Here is a 24,983-nt window from a genome sequence, read left to right on the forward strand (position 1 = left end):
CCGTCATAAGTGGTTCTGAAGCAAAATCGGTATCAAAACAAGGAGACAACAAATGAAGCCATTCTTCCGTTTAAAACCGCAGGTCCTGGCCGTCTTTACGCTAAGCATGGCCGCCAGTCTGGCCCATGCGGCCAATACTGGCGAGCTGCCCTGCAAAACAACAGCCGAATGTGAACAGCAGGCCATCAAGGCCGGCGCTGTAGCCAAACCCGTATCAAGCAAGGCCACCAGTAAAAACGATGAGAAAGAGGATCAGTTTTACTGGCTGGGCAAAATCAACAAGGCCTCGGCCGTGATGTTGACTGAAGAGAAAATTGTGTCGCCGGAAATGGGCGCCAAACTCGCCACCGGTGTCGCTTACTCGCTGGACCAGTCGGAAAAACCCGGGGGCAAGCGCCCCAAAGATGTATTGCAGATTGAAAAAATTATCACCGACGACATTGGTCCCGATGCATCATTGATTCATACCGGGCGCAGCCGCCAGGATATGTACGCAACCTATCGCATGGCAAAGTTGCGCAACCAGGTGCTGGACTATTCTGATGCACTGGATGCGCTGCGAAGCCAATTGCTTGCAGTGGCCGCCAAGAACGTCGACACGATCGTGCCCGCTTACACCAATGGCGTCCAGGCCATGCCGATCAGCTATGCACATTATCTGCTAGCCTATGAAGCCTCATTTGCCAGAGATTCACAACGTATTCACGAACTGTACAAGCGTATGAATTTGTCTGCCATGGGCACGGCGGTTCTGGCCAACTCCAGCTGGCCGCTTAATCGCGAACGCATGGCCGAACTGCTGGGCTTTGACGGCATCATAGAAAACTCCCTGGATTCGAGCCAGGTCGCGCCTTCTGACGTGTCGCTGGAAGCCACGGGCATCCCCTCTTCGTCGGCTATCCGACTGGGCGTTCTGCTACAGGACATTCATACACAATACCACCAGACCCGTCCCTGGCTGTTGCTGGATGAAGGCAGTACCTACACCAGCAGCGCCATGCCACAAAAACGCAATCCGGGTGTGATTATGCGTGCACGCGAGGCTGCCTCCAATGTCGTCGGACTGGCCCAGACGGTTGTCTTCAGGAATCATAACGTGACGACCGGCATGACCGATTACAAATCCGCATGGGACGATATCGGGATCTTCCCGCAGGCCATTTCAATGATCGATAAAGTCAATGTCGTAATGAAGGCGCTGACCGTCAATCCGAAACGCTCTCTGGAAGAACTCGAAGACGACTGGACCACGTCCATGGAACTGGCTGAAGCCTTGCAAAAGGAACATAAAATCCCGTTCCGCGTCGGCCATAGCTTTGCCTCGTCGATTGTGACCGAAGCGCGCGCCAATGGGTTCAAGCCCAAGGATTTTCCGTACGAGAAGGCAGCCGAGCTTTACACAAAAGCACTACAGAAATACAAACTGCCCGAAGAAAAATTTCCGATTAACGAAACGCATTTCCGCGAAGTGCTGTCGCCCGAATTCATGGTCAAAACCCGTGTTGGTACAGGCGGACCGCAGCCGGCCGAAGTCAAGCGTATGCTGGATGAAAGTAAAAAACGGCTGGATGAGGACAAGGCCTGGATGAAATCGACCCGCGATAAATTGGCACAGGCTGATCGCAAGCTGGATGAGGTTTTCGTCAAACTGAAGGATTCAGCAGACAAAGAACCCAATGCAGGGCCAGCCGAAGACAAGGCAAACAAACCCGCGGCGGAGTCGGCCCAAAAACCCAAGGGGTAATTGCAGTGACCGCGTGACGTACCTGCCACAAGCGATACGCTCCGACCAGCGAGAAAGCCACTCCAAGGAGGGCTTTCTCGTTGTTTATTTAAAAACGCAGTAATTAAAAGCGTTATATGTGACGGGCATGGGCATCAGAAGCGATGCCGCAGACCAACGCCTAACTGGGTGGATCGCAATTTCGCATCGCGTTTTTCCGGGTCGGCAAACGCCAATTTGCCAGCCCCATAAGACACGACTGCATTGAGATTGGTCCGTTTGGACAACTGATGGGTATAGCCCAGGCTGAACACATTCAGACGTCCTTTGATACCCTGGTATTCGTCATCCGTATTCCTGGACCTGTTTCCCTGGTAAGAGAACATGATTTTTCCCGCATCTCCCACAGGCGCCGTCGCGCCCAACAGCCAGGCGTGTTGGCGAAATCCGGCAGTCTGGAAGTAATTGCGCGAACTGACCGGGTCCGTTGCGTAGTGCGCGAGCTCGCCATTCAGGCCGGGCCCCACATCGGCTTCACTCACGACTTTGTGCGCCAGCGAACCGTGAATTCGGCCATATCCCGCGTACAACTTAACGACCCCCAGGTCATAGGCACCAAAGAGGTTCCATATCACTGTGGTGCCGCTGTTTTTGTTATCGAAAGCCTTCCCGGCCTGATCGACACCACTGACGCGCGCATCGCTGCGGAAACGGTCATATGAGGCACCCACTGACACCGGGCCACGTTCATAACCAGCCCCCGTTGAGACCCAGCGAGACATGTCCCGATCCTCCTTGGTTACGGCGCCATTTTCAGAGGATTCTGCAGAACGTTTATGCGACCCGGTATACGACAGGCCAAACTTGAAGCCACTCATTTCGGGTGACTGGTATTTGATGGATTGTTCCATGTAGGCGCCAAAATCACCGAAAGTGGTATTCATTCCAGCCTGGCGAAACCCGGTGCTGAACGGGTCAAAACTCCCGGTGAAATCGTCGGCGACGTTCGACTGGCGACCCACGGTCACCGTACCCCAGCTCTCGCCTGTCAGCCCCATGATCGCTTCGCGGCCGAACAGACGACCTCCCTGCCGCGCGTGGCCGGTGCCCAGGCTGAATCCATTTTCCAGTGAGAAGATCACGCTGGTCCCGTTGCTCAGGTCTTCTGATCCACGCAACCCCCAACGATTACTGCTCTGATTGAAATCGGCCAGGTGAACCTGCCGTTCACGGCTCCATTCGTCTCCGTGTGACACTTTGATATCAGTGTAGCGGATGCCCGCTTCAACCAATCCGTACAGCGTAACTGAGGTCGTCGCGTGCGCCACCCCGGTGGCAGTGCCAAGCAGCACTAGGCATTGCAGTGCCTTTTTCATATACAAACTCCTTTAATCATACTCATTGAATCCGGCGTGTCGGATTCGTTGTCTCCTTTCAGCCAGCGGATGGATACCCGCTGGCAATGGCCGGTATTTACCGACCCGTGCCGACAACGCGACCAGATTCACGTCAATAGCGTGATGTCAATCGCGTATGCCGTCACGTCGCTGCTCCGGCGCTCGCTTGCCAATGCAGTCAAAACGGGCGCCGAAGCGGCGTGAGGCGTATCATATTTTCAGAATCGCAATGACGCCTTGATCTATGTAAAGGACAAATGTGAGGACTGTGTATATGGAGAATGAAGAAGGAACTCCGGAGCGCAAAAAATGCGCCTTAAGCCTTGTTTTATAAATAAAAATAGCTTTTTCCAGACACAAATAAAACCGGAAATTCGAATAGAAAAAAGCCTGAAAAATGTCGTATCAACATCAATCAGGCTTTTAAAAAGGTCAGATCGCTTTTGCTTGCGTGTATGCATCGCCAAAGCGATGCATCGCATTAGAAGCGGTGTTGCAGACCAACACCAATCAGAGTGGCTTTCAGTTTGTAGTTACCCATATGGTATTGTTCACCAAACTTCATTTTACCCACACCGTATGAAGCAGCAGCGTATACACGAGTACGTTTAGACAGACCTTGTACGTAGCCAACACTGAAGATGCTCAGCTTGCCTTTGATATCCTTGAACGCGAAGCTTGTATTTTTGGACTTATTACCCTGGTAAGAGAACAATAATGTTCCACTGTCACCCACAGGAGCGCTCAGACCAACCAGCCATGCTTGTTGGCGGAAACCGTCGGTTTGGGTGTAGTTATACTCTCTGGCAACAGTCCCAAATGCGCCCCTCTCTTTGTGAGTATAGACATTTGCCAGGCTACCATTCAGACCCACACCACCGACTTCACCTGCCACGGCACCACGAGTCTGGCCATAACCCAGATGCAGTTTAACGACTTCAAAGTCGTAGGCACCGAACAGGTTCCACATATGCGTAGTGCCAGCACTTTGAGTTTCTGTGTCATTACCGTTGGTGCTCGTTACATTGCGAACATCCGTGCGATAGCGGTCATATGACACACCAACTTCAATCGGACCATTCGCATAGCCCAGACCGGTAGAAATCCAGTTGGAAGTATCACGTTTCTCGGACTCGGTGTCGCCATCATCAGAAGTCACTTTACTGTTAACGCCAGAATAGGCCAGACCGAATTTGAAACCACCAAATTCAGGGGACATGTATTTGAAGGAATTGTCCATGCGAGAAGAAAGAGAATCGCCGAATGCGCCATCGGTAGCACCTGCGAAAAGAACGCTTGTACCAAATGGATCAATTCCGGAAACCACGTCGTCAGCGACGTTGTATTGGCGACCCAGAGTCAGCGTACCCCAGCTGTCGCCAGTCAGACCGATGATCGCTTTGCGACCAAACAGACGGCCACCTTGGGCTGATTTACCGTTACCCAGATTAAAACCACTTTCTACCTGGAAAATCGCACTTGTGCCATTGCCCAGATCTTCAGAGCCTTTCAGACCCCAGCGGTTACCATTCAGAATGCCGTTGACCATGCCGACATTGCGTGTCTTAGTCCAGCTTCCGGCTTGATCAGCGGTTGCATCCTGTGTCACTTTGGTTTGGGTGTAACCGATACCTGCATCAACCAGACCGTACAGCGTAACGGAAGTTGCAGCATGAGCCGCCCCGGTAGCAGCACCGAGCAGCACGATAGATTGCAGTGCCTTTTTCATATTGAATACTCCATTCATATTACAAATTTCATTCCGGCGTACCGGATTACTTCACCACCTGCATGAGCATCCGCTTATCTTTTCAAATCAAAGGTTTACGGAAGCAGCTTGAGGAGTATTGTATTTTTGAGGGGTAAAGTGCCGCCTTGACCCAGGTTAAGGACAAGAGGAATGAAAAGGTGTATATGGAAAAGGCCGGCCGGGTGACCGCAGAATGCCGCTCCACCCTGATTTTCCGGGGAAAACGCTCAAAGGAGTGGACAATGAAACTGCAAAAAAACCGGGCAAAAGAAATGCCTGAAAGGTGTCGCTTTTTTGCACCAATCAGGCTTTTTTACAACATTTTGAGCGGGTGTTTAGAAGCGGTGTTGCATTCCTGCAGCAATCAGCGTGGACTTGAGTTTCACTTTATCTTCCAGTCCGTCAAAGCGGATACTTCCACTGCCATAAGAGGCTACCGCATACAGCGTGGTGCGTTTCGACAAATCCTGGCTGTAACCCAGGCTTCCAATATGCAGTGTTCCTTTGGCATTGTCGAACACGGTATCGGCGTTTTTCACCCGGTTGCCCTGATACGACATCATCAGGTGCCCTGCCTCGCCCACAGGAATGGTCAGGCCACCCAGCCAGGCCTGCTGACGATAACCGCTAGTGCCACTCAGAACAGAGGCAAAGCCGTCATCGGCCAATGCATTGTCGATAGAACGCACCAGGCCGGGAGATAGGCCGGTGGCAGGCAGTGCACCGCGTGTCTGGCCATACATCAGATGGGCTTTGACAACGCTGAAGTCATATGTCGCACCCACGTTCCACATATGCGTGGTCGATTTTTCACTATTGTCTCCAAGAGTGATGTCGGTGCGGAAACGGTCATAAGTTGCCGCAATCACAAGCGGCCCATTTGTGTAGGCCAGGCCCGTCGTGATCCAGTTAGAGGTATTTCTGTCAACTGACCGGCCCGTGGCGTTGCTGTACTCGGTCTTCTCATTGCGACCCGCAAAGCCCAGGCCGAATTGAAAGCCGCTCCATGAAGGACTCATGTATTTAACAGCATCGGACATATTGGCTGATACAGAATCACCAAAAGCGCCGCCGGTCACGCCTGCCTGACCGAAATTGGTGCCGAAAGGATCCAGCGGCGACAGCAAATCATCCGCGATATTGAACTGGCGCCCCAGCGTCAATGTTCCCCAATCAGCGCCGCTTAATCCCACCAGTGCACGCCGATCAAACAGCGTGCCTTCGGACAGGGAATGACCCGTCCCCAGGCTGAACCCGCTTTCCAGCTGGAAAACTGCGCTGGTGCCGTTGCCTAGATCTTCAGTCCCTTTCAGGCCCCAGTTGTTGGTTCCGCCCAGACCGTCGACCAGTCCGATATCGCGTGTTTTGACCCAGCTATCGCCGTAGCTGACTTTTGTTTGCGAATATCCCACACCCGCATCGACCAGTCCATACAGCTGTACCGATGTTTCTGCATGCGCCAGACCTGCAAATGCAGTCAGCAGCGCCAACGGGAACAGACTTTTATTCATATTGATTTCTCCAAAGACCGATAGGCTGTTGCGGCCATGCCGGCAAAATTGATTTGTAGTTGGAACAGCTGCACCCGATATACGCGGGACTCATCGATCGATGGATGCCGGATATATCATTCGTAATGAAAGCAAGTACCGTGCCGGAAAGAGTATGCCGCAGAATAAATGTCGGTCCGTCTAATCCCCTGATGACGCATCGGCTGTCTGCAAGCTGAATCAGGCCCGGCACGCTATAGCGATTGTGATATATGTGCCCCATACCGAGTACCCTGCATGGATGCGTTCGAGCCGCCCGGGCCGCAACCAATCAAAAAACAGGCACGCAGGCCTGTTCTTTGTTATTTCCGGTTAAAGGCGATATGAGCCGGAGTGGTGCTTTTCCTGCTCCCGAATGATGCATGTCCGTAACACACTGGGTCGCTGGCTTGCAAGTCACCGTTGCTGCTTCAAAAAGTCCCTACCTGCGTGACTGCTTGCCCGGCGTTAAATTCTTATGGAGCGTTAGCTACTGGCCTTATGCAGCATGCAGTAGTCGTATGCTTCCTGGCCGATTCCTGTCTTATTCACATCACTTTCGTAGGCGACATCGATCGCATAAACAAACATGGGTTCGCCGGCTTGCTTGCCCAGTTTGGCTTTATCCCCTTCCCTGTCGTTATGGCCGGATTTGCGCGCCGCCAGTGTTTCCTCTGCCTTGGCCTGGACCTGTTTGCAGACCATGGAGGCATGCTGAAAAGCCGGTTTGACCGGTTCGGCAGCGTATGCCTGCAATGATGCTGCGGCACACAATGAAGCAAAGACAAACGTCATTTTTTTCATTTGAAGACTCCCTTTGCAAGTTGAGAACTTAAGCATACCGGAAATTGCCAACCCGGATGTTTCGCACTGTCATACTTATTTTATCGCTGGCTTCCTGCAGAACTGCATTATGATACAAGGCATGCATCATACCGGCTATCGCATCTGCAATCATAGCGCGCAGTAGTTCCCCGCTTCATTACAGACGTAATAACATCCCATCCCGTTCTTCCTATCCAACCTGTTGACCGCCCGATTCATTATGAGCACGATTCAATCCATTACACCGATCCCCTTCAATGTTTCTGCCAAAACAAACTGGTTTTTTATCTCGGTTCAAATGAGCGACGGCAGGCATGCCTGGGGCGAAGCCTCTCTGAACGGATGGGAGGCAGCCCTGCAGACAGCAACCCCGTTGCACGCCCAGCCGCTGATCGGTCTGTCGGCAGAATCGGCCATTGCCCAACTGCGCCCCTCACCAGCACTGCCGGGTGGACTGGTATCCAATGCAGTTATCAGCGCACTGGCACAGGCCTTGTGGACCATTCGTGCCCAGGAAGAAGACATGCCTTTGCATACCGCGCTGGCACCGCTGCAAAGAAAAGCGGTACCGGTCTATGCGAACATCAATCGCGCCACCACCGACCGCACACCCGCCGGGTTTGCCGCTACCGCCAAGCGTGCTGCGCAAGCCGGTTTTGAGGGCTTCAAAGCCGCACCGTTTGATGGCGTCACGCCGGCACAATGTGCAACCGGCGATGCTGAGCAACACATACAGCATGGCATTGACTGTCTTTATGCGATCCGCGAAGCGGTCGGGCCGCAAGCGAAGTTGATGGTTGATTGCCACTGGCGCTTCGACGAAAAAAGCGCGCTGAGTACGTTACGGCGGCTGGAAAGCATCGGGCTGCACTGGTTTGAATGCCCCATGGCCGAAACCTATGACAACTGGGATAGTCTGCGTCGAATCAAGGACCAGGCCAACCAGCAGAATGTACTGGTTGCCGCCGCCGAAACGCAGGTGGGTGTCGCCGCCTTTGAAATGCAAATCCGGGAAAAGCTGCTGGATGTGGTCATGCCGGATATCAAATATTGCGGCGGCCCGGCCCAGATGCTGGGCATCGCTGAAATGGCCGCTTCGCACGGCGTGATGTTTGCCCCTCACAACCCCACCGGCCCGATCTGCACTGTTGCCTCGCTGCATGTTGCCTGCGTGGCGCGCGGCGCGCACATGCTGGAATTGCAGTTTGACGAAAGCCCGCTATACGATGCCCTGATCGGACATCAACACCCGGTGCTGCGTAACGGAAAATATCAGGTTCCCAACACCACCGGCCTGGGCGTCGATCTGGACAAAAAAACGCTGGCTGCCCATCCGTTCAAGCCGGTGCCATTTGGCATTGAAACCCTGCTGGCAAATTGATCATTCATACCGTTAATCGTCTGGCGCGCGTCCTCGCCCTGTCGATCAATCGGCCTTGATATTTTTTTCCTGCGCCAGTTTTTTCCACCGGCTTACATCGCCTCGCACGCGTTCGGCGAACGCTTCGGGACTGCCAGCGGCAGGCGCACAACTGACGGCCTTCAGACGTTCCTGGATCTCGGGAGATGCCAGCGCCTTATTGATTTCGCTATTGACCCGGGCAACAATGTCCGGCGGCGTACCTGCCGGCGCCAGGACACCGAACCACGCGACGGTTTCAAAGCCGGGATACGTTTCAGCCAGGGTCGGCACATCAGGCAATTCCGGCACACGTTCCTTTGTCGTGACTGCCAGCGCCTTGGCTTTGCCGGAGCGGATCTGACTTAACCACGGCGGCAGATTGCCGATCATCGTGACCACTTCGTTGGATAGCACGGCCTGAACAGCCGGCGTGGCGCCACGATAGGGAATATGCACCAGCGGAACATCGGCCAGGCTTTTGAACAGCTCCGCGGACAAATGGGCGGAGCTGCCAATACCGCCCGAAGAATAATTCAGCGACGTTTTGCTGTTTTTCACATACGCCACAAATTCCTTGACATTGTTAACAGGCAGATCGCTGTTGACGGCGAGCACGTTTGCCGTTGTACAAAACAATCCGACAGGCTGAAAACTTTTAACTACGTCGTAGCGCAGCTTGCTGTAAATAGCGGCATTGATGCCATGTGAGCCCGCGTTGCCGACAATCATCGTATAGCCGTCAGGCCGGGCATTGGCCACGGCCTCCGAGCCGATCACGCCGCCCGCGCCTGGTTTGTTCTGGATCACGATTGTCTGGCCCAGAGCGTTGCCGACCTTATCGGCCATCAGACGGCCAATCGAATCAGAACCATCGCCGGGCGGGCTGGGAATCACCCAGGTAATCGGACGTTCAGGATAGGCGGCCAGTGCGGAAGTACCCGCGGCCACCAGAGAAAAGGTTATAGCAAGCGTCGAGATACGATTCAACATCATTCTCCAAAAAAAGGACCCAGTGTATTGACCGGCGCCCGTGAAATGAACGACTTTCTGATTGAATTGTTATTTCCACCAGGTATAACGATGGTGATATATTGCCCTAGTCAGTGCAATTTGTGGTTTTCTGGCAGATTTTAAGGGTATTTTCCGCGTAAAAAACGCGCACTTGACATATTTTCTTTACGTACAGCAGTAAACCCTACTATAATCCACGTTCTTTGATGCGAGCGTGGCGGAATTGGTAGACGCACTGGATTTAGGTTCCAGCGCCGAAAGGTGTAAGAGTTCGAGTCTCTTCGCTCGCACCACAGTATTGAAATGCCTGTTGGTTATAAAAACCAGTAATTATAAAAATCAACATGTTGCTGTATATTCAAAGTGAGAAAAAGACCCCTGGTGTCACATCCCTACTCACGCTGATAGTAGAAGACACTCCGCCTGTTTGCTAAAATTTTTGTATGTTCCCGTTTTCTTCTACAGCCTGAACATATGACCAGAATCATCCTCCATCAAGTCGACTCCAAACTGCAAGCCGCCGAGGCCCGCACAGAAGCCCGGGTTGCTCACATCGAAACAATGGTACAAGCCAATATTCAGGCGCTGAATGAGTTTAAAAAGGACACAAATGAATTCAAGAAGCTAATACATGCAGAGGTTCAGGGGCTCAGAAAGGATATGTCAAATCTGAAATTCCAGGCAGTCCTGTTCTCTCTGGCGATGGTCGCGACCATTATTTTGGGGGTCGCGGCGTTCAACAGCGCCATCGTGTCAAACGTCATTGGGTCTTTTGAAAAGGGATTGGTGTCCGCAGATCGGGTAAGAACGGAAGTCTCTGCGCAAACAAGAAACCTGGCCGAGGAAATCGCAAAACTATCCGACACAATCAACAGACTACATCTGCGCGACCAGCATCAAACCGAGCCGCAGGAAAAGCGTCGCTAGCATCGTCGTGCCTGCAACAAGACCTGGGACCCAAATCCAGCCGCTACCAGAACCACCCGCCCCCACCCAGTCTGGAAGACTGGCGGCGATTCAACCGCGCTGCCTCACGTTCGGCATAATCCCGCTCTCCTTCCTCATACGAGCCTTCATACTGGCAACTGCTGCGATACCAAGCGCACTCGCCTCCCAGCCCAGAAGATCGCCCGCCTCCGCCGCATCCGGCCAGCAGGGTTGCCAGCGCCAGTGAGAGTGTTACTTTATAGAAAATCGTGCGCGTCATTCCTGCTCCTGTGTCAGATGGTTGACCCCTATTCTATACCAACTGGTCAACTCCACGTCGCCGGGCGAAAACCTGCCGGGTTCGTGAACCCGGACAGCAAGCACAATCCGGCGCTGTTGTGCCGTTGACTCCCCTATAAATGGTAAACTTGCACATCTACGCAAGGTCTGTCATGAATCCCAAATTACGTCTGCTGCAACCCTATCCGTTCGAAAAATTGCGGGCGCTGCTCGCCGCTGCGCCTACGCTGCCAGCCGAATACGCTCACATCAACCTGTCCATTGGCGAACCCAAACATGACGCGCCCGAATGCGTGAAGCAGGCCATCGCCGACAATCTGTCGGGCCTGTCGACCTATCCGCCTACCAAAGGCGATGCAGCGCTGCGCAACGCCATCGCGAACTGGATTGGTCGCCGCTATAACATCCCGACTCCAAACGCAGACACACAGGTTTTACCGTGCCTGGGTTCGCGCGAGGCACTCTTTGCCTTTGCGCAAACCGTGCTGGACGACGCCAGTGACAGTCTGGTCATCTGTCCCAACCCGTTCTACCAGATTTACGAAGGGGCTACGCTGCTGGGCGGGGCGAAGCCTTATTACGTGAATGCAGTGCCCGAACGCAACTTCAGCCCCGACTGGTCGGCCATTCCTGCCGAGGTGTGGGAAAAAACACAATTGCTATTCGTCTGCTCCCCCGGCAACCCCGCCGGCAATGTCATGCCGGAGTCTGAATGGCAACTGCTGTTCGAGCTGTCGGATCGCTATGGGTTTGTAATTGCGTCCGATGAATGCTATTCCGAAATCTATTTCGACGAACAACGACCACCGGTCGGCATTCTGCAGGCGGCGCACCGCCTTGGCCGGCACGACTTCAGGAACTGCATTGCCTTTTCCAGCCTGTCAAAACGCTCGAACGTACCGGGCATGCGCTCGGGCTTCGTTGCGGGCGACGCCGCTTTGCTTGAATCCTTCCTGCTTTATCGCACTTATCATGGCAGCGCCATGAGCCCGGTCTTCAGCGCGGCCAGCATCGCCGCCTGGAACGATGAGGCGCACGTCAAGCAAAACCGGGCACTCTACAAGGCCAAATTCGACGCGGTCTATCCGATCCTCGCTGACGTGCTGGACGTAAAAATGCCCGATGCCTCGTTCTATTTGTGGGCGGGCACGCCTGTGGCAGACCCGGACTTCGTGCGGGATCTGTTCGGCTCGCAACACGTCACGACGCTGCCTGGCAGCTACCTGGGGCGTGAAGCACATGGTGTCAACCCGGGCGCCGATCGCATCCGGCTGGCCCTGGTGGCGCCGTTGGCGCAATGCGTGGAAGGGGCCGAACGCATTGCGCGGTTTGTACGTGAGCGCTATTGATCTTGACCAATATGCAAGGGCGCAGCCCAGTGACCTTGCAACCCAGGCATAAGTAAAGGGCGGCCACCGCCCTTTGTTTCACAGCAACGCCGGGGATTTTGTTAAGCTTCGGTATCCTGAAGAAAATGCGTATCGTCCGGTTACCAGCCGGCCATGGCCTGTCCGTGAAGACACCCTTTTCCCTTGAACCCTGTTTTTATTATTTTTGAAATTATCCAATGACTATGACTACTGATCTTCAAGCCGTTCTTGAAAAAGCGTGGGACGACCGCGCCGACCTGTCTTCCTCTGCCGTTTCAGCCGAGGTGCGTGAAGCCGTTGACACCGCCCTGGCCGGTCTGGATGCCGGTACGCTGCGCGTCGCCCAGAAGCAGGACGACGACTGGATCGTGAATCAATGGCTGAAAAAGGCAGTGCTGCTGTCTTTCCGCCTGAATGACAATGTCGTCATGAATAACGCACCCATGCAGTTTTTTGACAAGGTGCCACTCAAGTTCCAGGACTTCAGTGAAGATGACTTCAAAAAAGGCGGCTATCGCGTAGTACCAAACGCCGTGGCCCGCCGTGGCGCCTTCATCGGCAAGAACGTCGTGCTGATGCCGTCTTATGTAAACATCGGCGCATATGTTGACGAAAACACCATGGTCGATACCTGGGCTACTGTCGGCTCTTGCGCACAAATCGGTAAAAACGTACACCTCTCTGGTGGCGTCGGCATCGGTGGCGTACTCGAACCCCTGCAGGCAAACCCCACCATTATCGAAGACAACTGCTTTATCGGCGCCCGTTCCGAAGTCGTCGAGGGCGTGATTATCGAAGAAAACTCCGTGCTGGCCATGGGTGTCTTTATTTCCCAAAGCACCAAAATCTTCAACCGTGAAACGGGCGAAGTGACCTATGGTCGCGTGCCTTCCGGCTCTGTTGTCGTGCCCGGCTCACTGCCTGCCGCCGATGGCTCGCATAGCCTGGCCTGCGCCATTATCGTCAAGCGTGTAGACGCCAAAACCCGCGCAAAAACCAGTATCAACGATCTGCTGCGGGCCTGATGATGGCGGACGGAATTTCTTCACCGGTCCTGGCGCTCACGCAGGCATTAATGACCCGCCCCTCGGTCACACCGCAAGACTGCGACTGCCAGCAGATGCTGGCAAGCGAACTGGCCGAATCAGGTTTTGTTGCAGAACACTTGCCGTTTGACGATGTACAAAACCTGTGGCTGCGTCGTAACACTGCAGCGCCGCTGCTGGTTTTTGCCGGACATACCGACGTGGTACCTACGGGGCCGCTGGAGCAATGGGAGAGCGATCCTTTTGAGCCGACGATCCGTGACGGCAAACTGTATGGCCGTGGCGCGGCTGATATGAAAAGCTCGATTGCTGCCTTTACTGTTGCCGCCCGGCAATTTGTAGCGGCGCACCCGGCGCATCGCGGCTCGATTGCCATGCTGATTACCTCCGATGAAGAAGGCCCGTCCATTAACGGTACGGTCAAGGTGTGTGACTATCTCAAGCAGAAAGGCATACAGCCTGATTACTGCATTGTGGGCGAACCCACATCCACAGCTCAATTGGGAGATGTCATCAAAAACGGGCGGCGCGGCTCGCTCTCGGCCAAAGTGGTCGTCAAGGGTCTGCAGGGGCATGTTGCCTATCCGCATCTGGCGCGCAACCCCATCCATTTGTGTGCGCCCGCGCTGCACGAACTAGCCAGCACCGAATGGGACCAGGGCAATGAATACTTCCCTCCTACCACGTTCCAGATTTCCAATTTCCATTCGGGTACCGGCGCCACCAATGTAGTGCCCGGCAGTGCCGAATTTCTGTTCAATATCCGCTTTTCGACGGCCAGCACGGTTGACTCGCTCAAATCGCGTGTGCAGGCGATTCTGGATGCCCATCAACTGGAAACCAGCATTGAATGGACATTGGGCGGGGAGCCCTTCCTGACGCCCCGTGGCGATCTCTCCGAGGCGCTGTCATCCGCTATTCGCGATGTGACCGGCGTCGAAACAGCACTGTCCACAACCGGTGGCACGTCCGACGGGCGGTTTATTGCGAAAATCTGCCCGCAGGTGATCGAGTTCGGACCGATCAACGCCACTATCCACCAGATCAATGAGCATATCGAGGTAGACAGCCTGGAACCGCTGGCCGCCATTTATCGTAAAACGCTTGAAAACCTTTTGCTTTAAACTGCGCAGGTAGCGGCATATCATTCATTTAATATCGGATATATCATGGCTTCGAAAATCCACAATGAACTGAAAACGGTACGCGACGTGATCCGTTACGCCGTTTCCCGATTCAATGACGCGCAACTGGCTTTCGGCCACGGCAGTGACAATGCCTGGGACGAAGCCGTTTACCTGGTGCTCTCGACGCTGCACCTGCCGCTGGACACGCTGGACCCGTTCCTGGATGCCCGGCTGCTGGAGGACGAGAAAAAGAAATGTATCAGCCTGATCGAGTTACGTATCAAAAAGCGGGTCCCCCTGGCCTATCTGACCGGTGAAGCCTGGTTGCAGGGCCACCGATTTCTGACGGACAAGCGGGTCATTGTTCCGCGCTCCCCTATTTCCGAGTTGCTGGCCGACCAGCTTGAGCCCTGGGTCGACGAGCCCGACGCCGTCCAGGAGGTACTGGATCTGTGCACCGGTTCCGGTTGCCTGGCGATTCTGGCGGCGCTCGCCTTTCCTAATGCCCGTATCGACGCGGTCGATCTGTCCGAACACGCGATTCGTCTGGCCCAACGCAATGTGGAACTGTACAAACTGACCGATCGGGTCTCGGTGCTGCAGGGCGATTTGTATACTCCCGTAGCTGACAGGCAATATGACGTGATTGTCTGCAACCCACCCTACGTCAACAGTCACGCTATGGCCACGCTGCCCAGCGAGTATCAGCATGAGCCTGCTCTGGCGCTGGCCGGCGGAGAAGACGGCATGGATACCATTCGCGATATTCTGGGACAGGCTGCATCCCATCTGGCACAGGACGGTTTTATCATTCTTGAAATCGGCAATGAATACGAACATTTCATGAATGCCTTCCCGACGCTAAATCCGGTCTTTCTTGAAACAGAGCATTCCGACGATTCACTGCTGCTGCTTACCCGCGAACAGTTGCAGACCGTCTAAAATTGCAGACTCTTTAAAGTTGCACGCCCGTTAATCAAACGGGCCTTTCCTTTTTATCAGGTTATTTGCTGTGATCCGCTCTACTGGTCTTACTTTACGCCGCGGCACCAAGGTGCTGCTTGAAAACGCCGATTTTGTCGTTCATCCCAAGGAACGCGTCGGCGTGGTTGGCAAAAACGGGTCAGGTAAAACGACGCTGTTCGCCGTGCTGCAAGGCAAAATCGACGCCGATGCCGGCGATCTGTTCATTCCCGAGTCCTGGCGTATTGCGACCGTCGAACAGGAAATTCATGCTACGACGCAGCCGGCCAGGGAGTTTGTGATCGATGGCGATCATCATCTGCGCGAACTGCAGCAGGCACGTGCGGCCACGCCCGATAGCGAAGGCACCCGCATTGCCGAACTGGAAGCTGCGCTGGTCGAAGCCGATGCCTGGAGCGCACCGTCACGGGCTGAACAGTTGCTGGCGGGCCTGGGCTTTACCCCGGAACAATGGACGCAACCGGTCAACAGCTTTTCGGGCGGCTGGCAAATGCGTCTGGCACTGGCCCGCGCCCTGATGGCGCCATCCGAATTGCTGTTGCTGGACGAACCGACCAATCACCTGGATCTGGATGCCATGTTGTGGCTGGAAAAATGGCTGTCGGCATACGACGGCACCGTGATCCTGATTTCCCACGATACCGAATTTCTCAATGCAGTGGCACGGACCATTCTGCATGTGGATCAGCAAAAACTGGTGCGCTACAAAGGCGGCTATGATGATTTCCTGACCCAGCGCGCCGAACGGCTGCGGCAATTGCAGACTGCCATTGATCGTCAGAGTCGTGAAACGGCCCGGCTGCAATCCTTTATCGATCGCTTCAAGGCCAAAGCCACCAAGGCCAAGCAAGCACAAAGCCGCGTCAAGGCTCTGGCGCGCATGGAAAAACTGGCGCCCCTTCAGGCCGAGTCGGGAATCTACATACATATCCCCTCCCCCCCATCCATGCCCGACCCGCTGCTGCGGCTGGACAAGGTAGCCACCGGATATGTGGACGCACAAGGCAAGCAGACAACCATTCTGACGGATATCGAACTGATGATCCGCGGTGGCGCCCGCATCGGCGTGCTGGGGGTCAACGGTGCGGGTAAAAGTACCCTGATCAAAACCATCGCCCGCGAACTGGCCCCGCTGGCCGGTCACTATAAGCCGTCGAAGGGCCTGGAAATCGGTTATTTTGCCCAGCATCAGCTGTATATGCTGGACATTGACGCCAGTCCGCTTCAGCATTTGCAACGCATTGCGCCACTTGCCCGGGAACAGGAACTGCGCAATTACCTTGGCGGCTTCGGCTTTGGCGGCGACAAGGTCAATGACAAGGTGGCGCCGTTTTCCGGGGGAGAAAAAGCCCGGCTGGCGCTCTCGCTCATTGTGTGGCAAAAACCCAATTTATTATTGCTGGACGAACCCAGCAATCACCTGGATGTCGACACCCGGGAAGCCCTGGCTACGGCGCTGGCCGAATTCGAAGGCAGCATGCTGATGGTCTCGCATGACCGCCATTTGCTGCGCACCACAGTCGACAGCTTCTGGATTGTGGCAGACGGCCATGTGCAAACCTTTGATGGCGATCTGGACGACTATCGCGACTGGCTGAACCAGCGTGCGCTTGCGCAACGACAGGAAGCACGTGATGCCTCGGCCGCAATCGATGGCACCGTAATCGCACCGGACCGCAAGGCGGTGCGTCGGCAGCAGGCAGAAGAGCGCCAGCGTATCGCGCAGTTACGCAAACCGCTGGACAAGCGTCTTGGCCTGGTTGAAAAAGCGATCGAAATCGCACAAGCCAGGCTGGGCGAGATGGATGCGCTGATCGCGGATGAAGATTTTTATGCTGACGCACGCCGCGACGAGCGGGTTGCCGTACTGGCCGAGCATGGCGAGCTGAGCGCCAAAATGCAGACACTGGAAGAAGAATGGCTGCAACTTCACGAATCCATTGACGCCCTGTCAGCATCGGCCGACATTGACTAAACTGCGTTGCTTGCGGCTGACGGTGCCTTATAGCAATTTGCACCGCCTTCAGCGCTTTATATGATATATGGCAATATCGACATTCTTTTAATGTATTTCAGTCATAAGTAAATACTTTCTATACTGACCGGCATGCATGCATTAAGTATAGGATAAGTATGTCTGCCACCGAAATTTCCCCCTCCGCAAGCAGTGAGACCGCTCAACGATTCGAAGCGATTGACGCGCTGCTGGCCGCCAAACTCAAACCGCTGGTCCAGCAAATTGACCAGGAAGGACTGTATCCCGAAGCAGTGATCCGCGAGCTGGGTCAGCTGGGTGCGTATGACGCAGCCGTGACTCGTCCTTTCGGTGGGCGCGAGACCGGACTGGCCGAACAGATCGAAATTACCCGCCGTATTGCGGGCTACTGCGCATCCACTGCGTTTATCACCTGGTGCCAATCCACATCAGCATGGTATCTGCAGCATGCCCCCAATGCAGCGGCACGGGAGAAATTCCTGCCCGCAGTCGCCAGCGGGCAGTTGCTGTCTGGCACCGGCATGTCCAATACTGTCAAGCACCTGGCCGACATTGAGCGCATCCATCTGACGGCAACACGCAACGGCGACAACCTGATTGTCAACGGTAGTCTGCCCTGGGTATCCAACCTGGGCCAAGGCCATATCGTCATTGTCGCAGCGCGTGTCGAAGACGAAGGCTATGCCATGTTTGCCGTCGATTGCGACCAGCCGGGGCTGACACTCAAGCCTTGCCCTGAATTTTCCGGCTACGAAGGCACACGCACGTTCAATGTGCGCTTTGCCGATGTGCAGGTTCTAGCCGATCATGTGCTGGCCCAGCCCGCCCAATTCAAAGAATTCATTCGACGCATCAAGCCCGGTTTCATTCTCGGGCAGATCGGCATTGGCCTGGGTGTCATTGATGCGAGCCTGAAGATTATTCGCGACAGTAACCTGACGCACGAACATGTCAACGTCTTTCTGGATGACCAGTTTGACGAGTTGAAGTCGGAACTGGATGCTTATGCTTCTGCGACAGGCAATATGTCTGCATTGGCCGATACGGATCAGTCCGAACTGCTGCCTGTGCTGCAAGCGCGCGCTGCAGCGTCGGAGCTGAGCCTGAAAGCCACGCAATCGGCTGCGCTGCATGCCGGCGCAAAGGGTTACCTGATGCGCCACGCTGCCCAGCGCCTGTTGCGCGAAGCCCTGTTTGTAGCCATCGTGACGCCCGCGCTCAAACATTTGCGCAAGGAAATCCATGCGCTGCAGAACGAGAAACAGGCGGCATAATGAAACAGTGGATGTGCGCGCCCTGTGGTTTTATCTATGACGAGGCGGCGGGCCTGCCCGGAGAAGGCATTCCCGCCGGCACCCGTTTTGAAGACATTCCGGATAGCTGGGTTTGCCCCGACTGCGGACTGAGCAAAATGGACTTTGTCCTGATTCCGGACTGACACCATGAAATCATTTCTGCCGGACGACTCGCCCGTTTACCAGAATAGCGGTACGCTGTCGAGCGTCGCACAACCGCAGGCCAGCGCAGATGGTCGGCACACGCTGTTGCATGCCGAGCACATTCGTATCAGCTACCAGCGTGATGGTACTGAGCGCACCATTTTGGATGATTTTTCGCTGTCGCTGCACGAGCAGGAATTTGTGGTCATTATCGGGCCCAGTGGTGTAGGCAAATCTTCCCTGCTGCGTATTTTGTCCGGTCTGCAGGCGCCGCAGGCGGGGCAGATTCTCCTGAAAAACCAGCCTGTTACTCAGCCCCACCCTGATATCAGTTTCGTCTTTCAGGATCCGAATCTGTTGCCCTGGCTGAATGCGTCACAGAATATTGCATATGGCATGAATTTCAAACGTCATAAAAATCGCAGCCGGCCTGAAATTGATGCGGCCGTCAGCGAAGCCATTGAGACAGTCAAACTGCGTGGCTTTGGCAGCCACTATCCGGCTGATCTGTCGGGCGGGATGGCGCAGCGTGTTGCCCTGGCCCGCAGTCTGGCACGTCGGCCACGCATCCTGATGCTGGATGAACCCTTAAGCGCCCTGGATGAAATTACCCGTACCCAGATGCAACAGTTGCTGCTGGATACGATCGCGCATTATCGCGCTTCAGCCGTGATGGTCACCCATGATATTGATGAAGCGCTGACCCTGGCGGATCGCATCATTCTGCTGGATAACAACGCGACCGGTCACAGGCAGTGGCAACTGAATCAGGCCCATCCTCGCGACGTGGCCAGTACCGAATTTCTGCAGCTTCGCGCCGACATCATCCATACGCTGCGCAATGCTTTTGGCGCCCTCGCCTGACTTTTCCTACCGTGTTTTTTCCATCCCTATTCTTTCAATCGAGTCATTGTTCATGAATATCCGCTCCCGCCGTGAATTTCTTCGTCTGTCATCCATGCTCACGGCTGCGGGCGCCCTGCCCCTGCTCAATGCCCAGCAGCGCGCGTTTGCCGCCGAGCCTGACGCGCCTGTGCGTATCGGCTATCTGCCGATCACCGACGCCACGCCGCTGCTGGTGGCCCATGCCAATAAACTGTTCGAAGCAGAAGGTCTGCAGGTGGATAAGCCGCGGCTGTTTCGCAGCTGGGCACAGCTTGCCGAAGCGTTTCTGAGCGGTCAGGTCAATGTGATTCATTTGCTATCGCCCATGACGGTCTGGACACGCTACGGCAGCCAGGCCAAGGCCAAAGTGGTGGCCTGGAACCATATGTCGGGCTCAGGGCTGACCGTCGCGCCCAATATCAATGACGTGAAGGACTTGGGTGGCAAAACGGTAGCCATTCCGTTCTGGTATTCCATACATAACGTGGTCCTGCAGCAATTGCTGAGCAAAAACAATCTGACACCCGTCTCGCACGACAAACCGGCCGCCAATGAGGTCAAGCTGGTTGTCATGGCGCCCTCCGACATGGTCCCGGCCCTGGCCAATAAAACCATTGCCGGCTACATTGTGGCGGAACCGTTCAATGCCCTGGCCGAGGATCTGAAAGTCGGTAAAGTACTGCGGTTTACGGGCGATGTCTGGAAGGACCATGCCTGTTGCGTGGTCCTGATGCATGAGCGCGACCTGACCGAAAGGCAGGATTGGACCCAGAAAACCGTGAACGCCATCGTCAAGGCGCAGGCCTGGATTCGGGATCACCGTCAGGAAACGGCCGATTTGCTGAGCAAGGACGGCACTAACAAGTACACCCCGCACAGCAAACCCACGCTGTCGCGCGTGTTGGTGCCCGAGGCGAATTTCGAGACCCAATATGAATCCACCGGTGCCATTCGTCATGCCGACTGGAAAACCGCGCGCATCGATTTTCAACCGTACCCGTTCGCCTCTTATACCGAAGAGCTGATCCGTCAATTGAAAAATACGCATATTGAAGGCAATAACGCCTTCCTGAAAGACCTGGATCCCGCGTTCGTTGCAGGCGATCTGGTCGATGACCGCTTTGTCAAAAACGCGCTTGCCGCAGTGGGCGGTTTGAAGACATTCGGGCTGGATGACACGTTTACACGCACCGAACAGGTCGCCGCCTAGGAACGCTTATGACAACGGCTAGCATCGCCCCCTCGTCCGCTTCGTCGACCAAACCCCGTCGTACCTTTCGATCGCCGTCAGTGCTGGCTGGTATTGCGGGCCTCGTGGTGCTCGTATTGCTGTGGGGGATTGGTGCACACAGCCTGAGCGGTTCCATGCCGTTGGCAGAGCAGCTATCACCACAAAACAGTTTTGCGGCACTGGCCCGGTTGCTGGGACAAAGCGAGCTACCCGCACACGCGCTGACCAGCCTGCGGCGTGTTTTTGTCGGACTGGCCCTGGCGCTGGTGATCGGTATTCCGATCGGACTCGCGGTAGGCAGCTCGCGCTGGTTCGACAACAGCACGCAACCGGCGTTTCAGTTTCTGCGCATGATTTCGCCGCTTTCGTGGATGCCTATTGCCGTGATGATTTTCGGCATTGGCGATGCGCCCATCTATTTTCTGCTGACCTTTGCCGCTGTCTGGCCCATCATCCTGAATACGGCCGCAGGCGTCAGGAACCTGAATCCACAATGGCTGCAACTGAGTCGCAGCATGTCGGCAACCCGATTTGAAACGCTCAGGACGATTGTCCTGCCAGGCGTGCTATCGCATATCCTGACAGGCTTGCGACTGTCTATCGGCATCTCCTGGATTTTGCTGGTGCCCTGCGAAATGCTGGGTGTCTCCTCGGGCCTGGGCTATTTCATTCTTGATACCCGGGACCGGCTGGCCTACTCAGAACTGATGGCAGGCATTCTGTTTATTGGTCTGCTTGGCTTTGTTCTGGATTATCTGGCACAGGCGCTGTATCGCCATTTTACTTACGGCAAGCAGACCAGTTAAAGCTCAACGGGTCTGTGCTGCCGGTCAGCATCGGTCAGCGCCAGCATGAACGAGCGCATTTTGCCTGCGCTTTTTTCACCCGGAGCGATTTCAATTCCGCTACTCAAATCAACTGCATACGGGTGATACTCGCTCACCAGCGAGGCGATATTGCTCGCGTTCAGCCCGCCTGCGATCATAATTCTGTGCGAATCCAGTCTGCTGCGAGCCTGAGCCAGCAATGTCATGTCAAATGAAATCCCCGCGCCGCCATAGGCAGGCGAATAGGCATCAAACAGGAAGGCCCTCGCGTTCGGGTACGCTTCTATTGCAGTTGCAATTTCCTGAGCGGTCGTCAATCCAGGCGCGCCGACCCGCAAGGCACGAATATACGGATAGGAAAACTGTTCGCAGAACTCGCCGGATTCATCACCATGGAACTGGATGAAATCCGGTGCAATATCACGCATGATCTGTTCAATGTTCTGTGCGCTTTCATTCACGGTCAGCGTAACCGCGCTGACAAAAGCCGGGACCTCGCGCCGCAAAACGGCTGCCCGTGCCAGCGGCACATAGCGCTTGCTCTTTGCATACAACACCAGTCCGATGGCATCGGCACCGGTCTGGACTGCGTCGTGGATATCTTTTTCCGACGACAGCCCACAAAATTTAACGCGGGTTCTCATTACCGTATCCCATAGAAAAAACCCTGGCAAAAGACCACTGCCAGGGTTTTGAGTGTACCGAAATTCCCAGGTCCGTGTCCTGAAATATCCGATAGCGACCGATCAGGCGCGCGGGAACGGCACGCCCGCCTGATCAGCGTATGCTATTTGAAGGCATTGGCCGGGTCGTCATAAGCATCGCCCGAGCCCTGCTCGCTCTTGTCTCCTTTGTCGCCACTGCTGTCCGAACCATACGGGTCGGTGCCATAGCTTGTGCCCGTATCAAAGGTTACCTGGCTCGGGTCGATGCCCGTACCTGTTCCCTTGTAGTGCATGACCAGACCCGGGAAAGCCATGACCGCAGCAACCATGCACAGCTGGATCACGATAAACGGAATAGAACCCTTGTAGATCTCGCCGGTTGTGACCCGTTTGACTTTCTTGCCAGTGACGCGATCAATGTAGTCTTGCTTGGGCGCGACCGAGCGCAAATAGAACAGCGCAAAGCCAAATGGCGGATGCATGAAAGAGGTCTGCATATTGACCGCCAGCAGGACACCGAACCAGATCAGGTCGATGCCCATTTTGTCGGCCACCGGGCCCAGCAAAGGCACGATAATGAAGGCCAGCTCGAAAAAGTCCAGGAAAAACGCCAGAAAGAATGTCGCAACGCTGACAACGATCAAAAAGCCCACTTCTCCGCCCGGCAGGGACGCGAACAGTCCTTCAACCCAGTGCTGTCCGCCAAAACCCGTGAAGGTCAGTGTAAAAATGGTCGACCCTACCAGAATGAAAACCACAAAACTGGTGAGCTTGGTTGTTGTGTCCATCGCCTGCTTGAGCAGTGACATTGTCAGGCGGCCACGAATCAGGGCCATGATGATCGCCCCCACCGCACCCATTGCCCCGCCCTCGGTTGGTGTGGCAACACCGATAAAGATGGTACCCAATACCAGGAAGATCAGGAACAGCGGCGGCACCATCACGAAGACGACCCGTTCGGCAATTTGCGAAAGCATTTTCAGGCGCAGCAGACGATTCAGGCCTGCGATGACGAATGCAATGACGCCCCAAAGCAGCAGATTCAGAACGATGGTCTCGTCCGCTGCACTTTTTTCGGACAGGAACACTTTGCCCAGCAACCACGCGCCTACGCTGGCAACAACGACCAGCACGGCGAGCGACGCCAGGCCATTGCTGCCATTAGGTTCACGATAAACGCGCGCCTCGGGCGGCAGAGCCGGTGCATAGGAGGGCTTGATCAGCGAAGCGATCACGACGTACAGAATATAGGCGCCGGCCAGAATGAAACCGGGTATCATGGCGCCACGGTACATATCGCCGATAGAGCGTCCCAACTGGTCTGCCAGAATAATCAGGACCAGTGACGGCGGAATGATTTGCGACAACGTACCCGAAGCCGCGATGACGCCGGTCGCCAGTTTGCGATCATAGCCGTAGCGCAACATGATGGGCAGGGAAATCAGACCCATGGAAATCACCGAAGCCGATACTACACCCGTGGTGGCGGCAAGCATGGCGCCCACGAACACGACGGCGATTGCCAGCCCCCCGCGAATGGGGCCGAACAGCTGGCCAATGGTTTCAAGCAGATCCTCGGCCATCCCCGATCGTTCGAGAATCAGCCCCATCAAGGTGAAAAACGGCACCGCCAGCAGTGAATCATTCTGAACAATACCAAATACCCGGTCAGGCAGCGCCTGCAAAAACGGGAAGGTGAATTCGCCGAACGCGATGCCCAGCAAGGCATAAAGAATACCGTTGGCCGCCAGCGAAAAAGCCACCGGAAAGCCCAGCAGCAAAAAGCAGATCAATGTCGCGAACATGATCGGCGGCATATTATTTATTAAAAACTCCATGCTCAGTTACCTGTCTGCAGTGATTGTTGTCGTTTCAGTTCGGCTTCGGCCGCGATTTCTTCGGCGAGCAGTTCTTCGGCTGTCTTGCCGCCCATAGGGGCCAGCGGGTCCGGACCTTTGCCAGTCAGATAGGCAACGCATTTAATAAGGTGGGATATGCCGGCCAATACCAGTAAGGTGAAACCGATAGGAATCAGCAACTTGACAGGCCAGCGCACCAGCCCTCCCGCATTGGATGACTGTTCATTGGTTTCGAACGCCAGCATAAAAAAGGGCCACGACAGGTAAATCAGCAACAGGCAGGCCGGCAGCATGAAAAACAGCACGCCGATGGTTTCGATAATGATTTGGGTTCGCTTGGACAGTCGCTGCGAAATAATATCCACGCGAACGTGTTCATTTTTCAGGAACGTGTAGCCCGCAGCAAGCAGAAAAATCGCGCCAAACAAATACCACTGGATTTCCAGCCAGCCGTTTGAACTGTAATGAAATAATTTACGGACCACGGCATTTGCCGCACTGATCAGCACCACCACCAGTGTCAGCCAGATAACGATCCGGCCGATTGTCAACATGAGCGCGTCAATCGCCCGGGAAAGAGTGAAGAGAAACTTCATTAGCTTTCACACCAAAGTTTAAGGAAAAGAAATACACGCCCACTTTACCGGCAAAGGTGCTTGCACAGAAGCGCTTTTTGCCGGTAAAGCAGCG

At 54.9% G+C, this 24,983-nt stretch carries 23 protein-coding genes and 1 tRNA gene; 15 read left to right on the forward strand and 9 right to left on the reverse strand.

The genetic code is table 11. The annotated features are described in order from the left end of the window. Positions 1-52: 52 nt before the first annotated feature. Positions 53-1,744 (forward strand): argininosuccinate lyase, encoded by a 1,692-nt coding sequence (locus tag W822_RS39065; protein WP_024006162.1) that lies wholly within the window; start codon positions 53-55, stop codon positions 1,742-1,744. 134 nt (positions 1,745-1,878) lie between these two features. Here the strand turns inward: W822_RS39065 and W822_RS39070 are convergent, their stop codons facing one another. Further along, positions 1,879-3,099, reverse strand: coding sequence for a porin (locus W822_RS39070; protein WP_024006163.1), 1,221 nt, complete (start codon positions 3,097-3,099; stop codon positions 1,879-1,881). 36 nt (positions 3,100-3,135) lie between these two features. Here W822_RS39070 and W822_RS46385 point away from each other — a divergent pair, with 36 nt between their 5' ends. Next, complete coding sequence (locus tag W822_RS46385; protein ID WP_155848164.1) at positions 3,136-3,324, forward strand: hypothetical protein; 189 nt, start codon at positions 3,136-3,138, stop codon at positions 3,322-3,324. 277 nt (positions 3,325-3,601) lie between these two features. Here W822_RS46385 and W822_RS39075 read toward each other — a convergent pair whose 3' ends face one another. From W822_RS39075 to W822_RS39085, 3 genes are all read right to left on the reverse strand, one after another. Further along, complete coding sequence (locus W822_RS39075; protein ID WP_024006165.1) at positions 3,602-4,849, reverse strand: porin; 1,248 nt, start codon at positions 4,847-4,849, stop codon at positions 3,602-3,604. Between the two features lie 356 nt (positions 4,850-5,205). Further along, positions 5,206-6,381 carry a porin gene (locus W822_RS39080; RefSeq protein WP_024006166.1) on the reverse strand — a complete coding sequence of 392 codons (1,176 nt, stop codon included), beginning with the start codon at positions 6,379-6,381 and terminating at the stop codon, positions 5,206-5,208. Positions 6,382-6,885: 504 nt separating this feature from the next. After that, the gene (locus W822_RS39085; RefSeq protein ID WP_024006167.1) at positions 6,886-7,203 is read right to left on the reverse strand and encodes a hypothetical protein; all 318 of its coding nucleotides are present in this window, start codon (positions 7,201-7,203) and stop codon (positions 6,886-6,888) included. A gap of 241 nt (positions 7,204-7,444) precedes the next feature. On the opposite strand from W822_RS39085, the gene W822_RS39090 reads away from it, so the two are divergent. Further along, positions 7,445-8,605 carry a mandelate racemase/muconate lactonizing enzyme family protein gene (locus W822_RS39090; RefSeq protein WP_024006169.1) on the forward strand — a complete coding sequence of 387 codons (1,161 nt, stop codon included), beginning with the start codon at positions 7,445-7,447 and terminating at the stop codon, positions 8,603-8,605. Positions 8,606-8,650: 45 nt separating this feature from the next. On the opposite strand, the gene W822_RS39095 is transcribed toward W822_RS39090, so the two are convergent. Further along, on the reverse strand, positions 8,651-9,616 hold the full coding sequence (locus W822_RS39095) for a Bug family tripartite tricarboxylate transporter substrate binding protein (protein WP_253272308.1): 966 nt from the start codon (positions 9,614-9,616) through the stop codon (positions 8,651-8,653). A 229-nt stretch (positions 9,617-9,845) separates the two neighbouring features. Here W822_RS39095 and W822_RS39100 point away from each other — a divergent pair. Both W822_RS39100 and W822_RS46625 read left to right on the forward strand, forming a co-directional pair. Beyond that, a tRNA-Leu gene (locus W822_RS39100) sits at positions 9,846-9,930 on the forward strand. Positions 9,931-10,111: 181 nt separating this feature from the next. Then, positions 10,112-10,564 carry a hypothetical protein gene (locus W822_RS46625; protein ID WP_024006171.1) on the forward strand — a complete coding sequence of 151 codons (453 nt, stop codon included), beginning with the start codon at positions 10,112-10,114 and terminating at the stop codon, positions 10,562-10,564. A gap of 43 nt (positions 10,565-10,607) precedes the next feature. Here W822_RS46625 and W822_RS39110 read toward each other — a convergent pair whose 3' ends face one another. Beyond that, the gene (locus W822_RS39110) at positions 10,608-10,844 is read right to left on the reverse strand and encodes a hypothetical protein (RefSeq protein WP_024006172.1); all 237 of its coding nucleotides are present in this window, start codon (positions 10,842-10,844) and stop codon (positions 10,608-10,610) included. A 172-nt stretch (positions 10,845-11,016) separates the two neighbouring features. Between W822_RS39110 and dapC the strand changes: the two genes are divergently transcribed. The 10 genes from dapC to W822_RS39160 all read left to right on the forward strand — a co-directional run bounded on the left by dapC (position 11,017) and on the right by W822_RS39160 (position 21,748). Next, the gene (gene dapC / locus W822_RS39115) at positions 11,017-12,213 is read left to right on the forward strand and encodes a succinyldiaminopimelate transaminase (protein ID WP_024006173.1); all 1,197 of its coding nucleotides are present in this window, start codon (positions 11,017-11,019) and stop codon (positions 12,211-12,213) included. Positions 12,214-12,437: 224 nt separating this feature from the next. After that, positions 12,438-13,259 (forward strand): 2,3,4,5-tetrahydropyridine-2,6-dicarboxylate N-succinyltransferase, encoded by an 822-nt coding sequence (dapD, locus tag W822_RS39120; RefSeq protein ID WP_024006174.1) that lies wholly within the window; start codon positions 12,438-12,440, stop codon positions 13,257-13,259. Between the two features lie 2 nt (positions 13,260-13,261). Continuing rightward, complete coding sequence (gene dapE, locus W822_RS39125) at positions 13,262-14,404, forward strand: succinyl-diaminopimelate desuccinylase (protein ID WP_024006175.1); 1,143 nt, start codon at positions 13,262-13,264, stop codon at positions 14,402-14,404. A gap of 45 nt (positions 14,405-14,449) precedes the next feature. Beyond that, positions 14,450-15,349 (forward strand): 50S ribosomal protein L3 N(5)-glutamine methyltransferase, encoded by a 900-nt coding sequence (gene prmB / locus W822_RS39130; RefSeq protein WP_024006176.1) that lies wholly within the window; start codon positions 14,450-14,452, stop codon positions 15,347-15,349. A 70-nt stretch (positions 15,350-15,419) separates the two neighbouring features. After that, positions 15,420-17,366, forward strand: a complete 1,947-nt coding sequence (locus W822_RS39135) for an ABC-F family ATP-binding cassette domain-containing protein (RefSeq protein WP_024006177.1) — start codon at positions 15,420-15,422, stop codon at positions 17,364-17,366. A gap of 158 nt (positions 17,367-17,524) precedes the next feature. Next, the gene (locus tag W822_RS39140) at positions 17,525-18,661 is read left to right on the forward strand and encodes an acyl-CoA dehydrogenase family protein (RefSeq protein ID WP_081724411.1); all 1,137 of its coding nucleotides are present in this window, start codon (positions 17,525-17,527) and stop codon (positions 18,659-18,661) included. Next, complete coding sequence (locus W822_RS39145) at positions 18,661-18,825, forward strand: rubredoxin (protein WP_024006179.1); 165 nt, start codon at positions 18,661-18,663, stop codon at positions 18,823-18,825. The genes W822_RS39140 and W822_RS39145 overlap by 1 nt, the downstream gene beginning before the upstream one ends. 4 nt (positions 18,826-18,829) lie before the next feature. Next, complete coding sequence (locus W822_RS39150; protein WP_081724412.1) at positions 18,830-19,690, forward strand: ABC transporter ATP-binding protein; 861 nt, start codon at positions 18,830-18,832, stop codon at positions 19,688-19,690. Positions 19,691-19,742: 52 nt separating this feature from the next. Continuing rightward, positions 19,743-20,921, forward strand: coding sequence for an ABC transporter substrate-binding protein (locus W822_RS39155; RefSeq protein ID WP_024006181.1), 1,179 nt, complete (start codon positions 19,743-19,745; stop codon positions 20,919-20,921). 8 nt (positions 20,922-20,929) lie between these two features. Then, entirely contained in the window at positions 20,930-21,748 is an 819-nt protein-coding gene (locus W822_RS39160) for an ABC transporter permease (RefSeq protein WP_024006182.1), read from the forward strand. Here the strand turns inward: W822_RS39160 and W822_RS39165 are convergent. The 3 genes from W822_RS39165 to W822_RS39175 all read right to left on the reverse strand — a co-directional run bounded on the left by W822_RS39165 (position 21,745) and on the right by W822_RS39175 (position 24,889). Further along, on the reverse strand, positions 21,745-22,413 hold the full coding sequence (locus W822_RS39165; protein WP_024006183.1) for a phosphoribosylanthranilate isomerase: 669 nt from the start codon (positions 22,411-22,413) through the stop codon (positions 21,745-21,747). The genes W822_RS39160 and W822_RS39165 overlap by 4 nt on opposite strands. Positions 22,414-22,556: 143 nt before the next feature. Beyond that, on the reverse strand, positions 22,557-24,272 hold the full coding sequence (locus W822_RS39170; protein WP_024006184.1) for a TRAP transporter large permease: 1,716 nt from the start codon (positions 24,270-24,272) through the stop codon (positions 22,557-22,559). A gap of 2 nt (positions 24,273-24,274) precedes the next feature. Continuing rightward, positions 24,275-24,889: a TRAP transporter small permease subunit gene (locus W822_RS39175; protein ID WP_024006185.1), complete on the reverse strand. Its 615-nt coding sequence runs from the start codon at positions 24,887-24,889 to the stop codon at positions 24,275-24,277. Between the last annotated feature and the right edge of the window lie 94 nt (positions 24,890-24,983).

Origin of the sequence: Advenella kashmirensis W13003, assembly GCF_000506985.1 — a bacterium.
GTDB lineage: Bacteria > Pseudomonadota > Gammaproteobacteria > Burkholderiales > Burkholderiaceae_B > Advenella > Advenella kashmirensis_A.

Excerpts from the sequence above, each read along its gene's own strand:
- W822_RS39065 (WP_024006162.1), top strand. The coding sequence starts at position 53 with ATGAAGCCATTCTTCCGTTTAAAACCGCAGGTCCTGGCCGTCTTTACG.
- W822_RS39070 (WP_024006163.1), bottom strand. The coding sequence starts at position 3,099 with ATGAAAAAGGCACTGCAATGCCTAGTGCTGCTTGGCACTGCCACCGGG.
- W822_RS39075 (WP_024006165.1), bottom strand. The coding sequence starts at position 4,849 with ATGAAAAAGGCACTGCAATCTATCGTGCTGCTCGGTGCTGCTACCGGG.
- W822_RS39080 (WP_024006166.1), bottom strand. The coding sequence starts at position 6,381 with ATGAATAAAAGTCTGTTCCCGTTGGCGCTGCTGACTGCATTTGCAGGT.
- W822_RS39085 (WP_024006167.1), bottom strand. The coding sequence starts at position 7,203 with ATGAAAAAAATGACGTTTGTCTTTGCTTCATTGTGTGCCGCAGCATCA.
- W822_RS39090 (WP_024006169.1), top strand. The coding sequence starts at position 7,445 with ATGAGCACGATTCAATCCATTACACCGATCCCCTTCAATGTTTCTGCC.
- W822_RS39095 (WP_253272308.1), bottom strand. The coding sequence starts at position 9,616 with ATGTTGAATCGTATCTCGACGCTTGCTATAACCTTTTCTCTGGTGGCC.
- W822_RS46625 (WP_024006171.1), top strand. The coding sequence starts at position 10,112 with ATGACCAGAATCATCCTCCATCAAGTCGACTCCAAACTGCAAGCCGCC.
- W822_RS39110 (WP_024006172.1), bottom strand. The coding sequence starts at position 10,844 with ATGACGCGCACGATTTTCTATAAAGTAACACTCTCACTGGCGCTGGCA.
- dapC (WP_024006173.1), top strand. The coding sequence starts at position 11,017 with ATGAATCCCAAATTACGTCTGCTGCAACCCTATCCGTTCGAAAAATTG.
- dapD (WP_024006174.1), top strand. The coding sequence starts at position 12,438 with ATGACTACTGATCTTCAAGCCGTTCTTGAAAAAGCGTGGGACGACCGC.
- dapE (WP_024006175.1), top strand. The coding sequence starts at position 13,262 with ATGGCGGACGGAATTTCTTCACCGGTCCTGGCGCTCACGCAGGCATTA.
- prmB (WP_024006176.1), top strand. The coding sequence starts at position 14,450 with ATGGCTTCGAAAATCCACAATGAACTGAAAACGGTACGCGACGTGATC.
- W822_RS39140 (WP_081724411.1), top strand. The coding sequence starts at position 17,525 with ATGTCTGCCACCGAAATTTCCCCCTCCGCAAGCAGTGAGACCGCTCAA.
- W822_RS39145 (WP_024006179.1), top strand. The coding sequence starts at position 18,661 with ATGAAACAGTGGATGTGCGCGCCCTGTGGTTTTATCTATGACGAGGCG.
- W822_RS39150 (WP_081724412.1), top strand. The coding sequence starts at position 18,830 with ATGAAATCATTTCTGCCGGACGACTCGCCCGTTTACCAGAATAGCGGT.
- W822_RS39155 (WP_024006181.1), top strand. The coding sequence starts at position 19,743 with ATGAATATCCGCTCCCGCCGTGAATTTCTTCGTCTGTCATCCATGCTC.
- W822_RS39160 (WP_024006182.1), top strand. The coding sequence starts at position 20,930 with ATGACAACGGCTAGCATCGCCCCCTCGTCCGCTTCGTCGACCAAACCC.
- W822_RS39165 (WP_024006183.1), bottom strand. The coding sequence starts at position 22,413 with ATGAGAACCCGCGTTAAATTTTGTGGGCTGTCGTCGGAAAAAGATATC.
- W822_RS39170 (WP_024006184.1), bottom strand. The coding sequence starts at position 24,272 with ATGGAGTTTTTAATAAATAATATGCCGCCGATCATGTTCGCGACATTG.
- W822_RS39175 (WP_024006185.1), bottom strand. The coding sequence starts at position 24,889 with ATGAAGTTTCTCTTCACTCTTTCCCGGGCGATTGACGCGCTCATGTTG.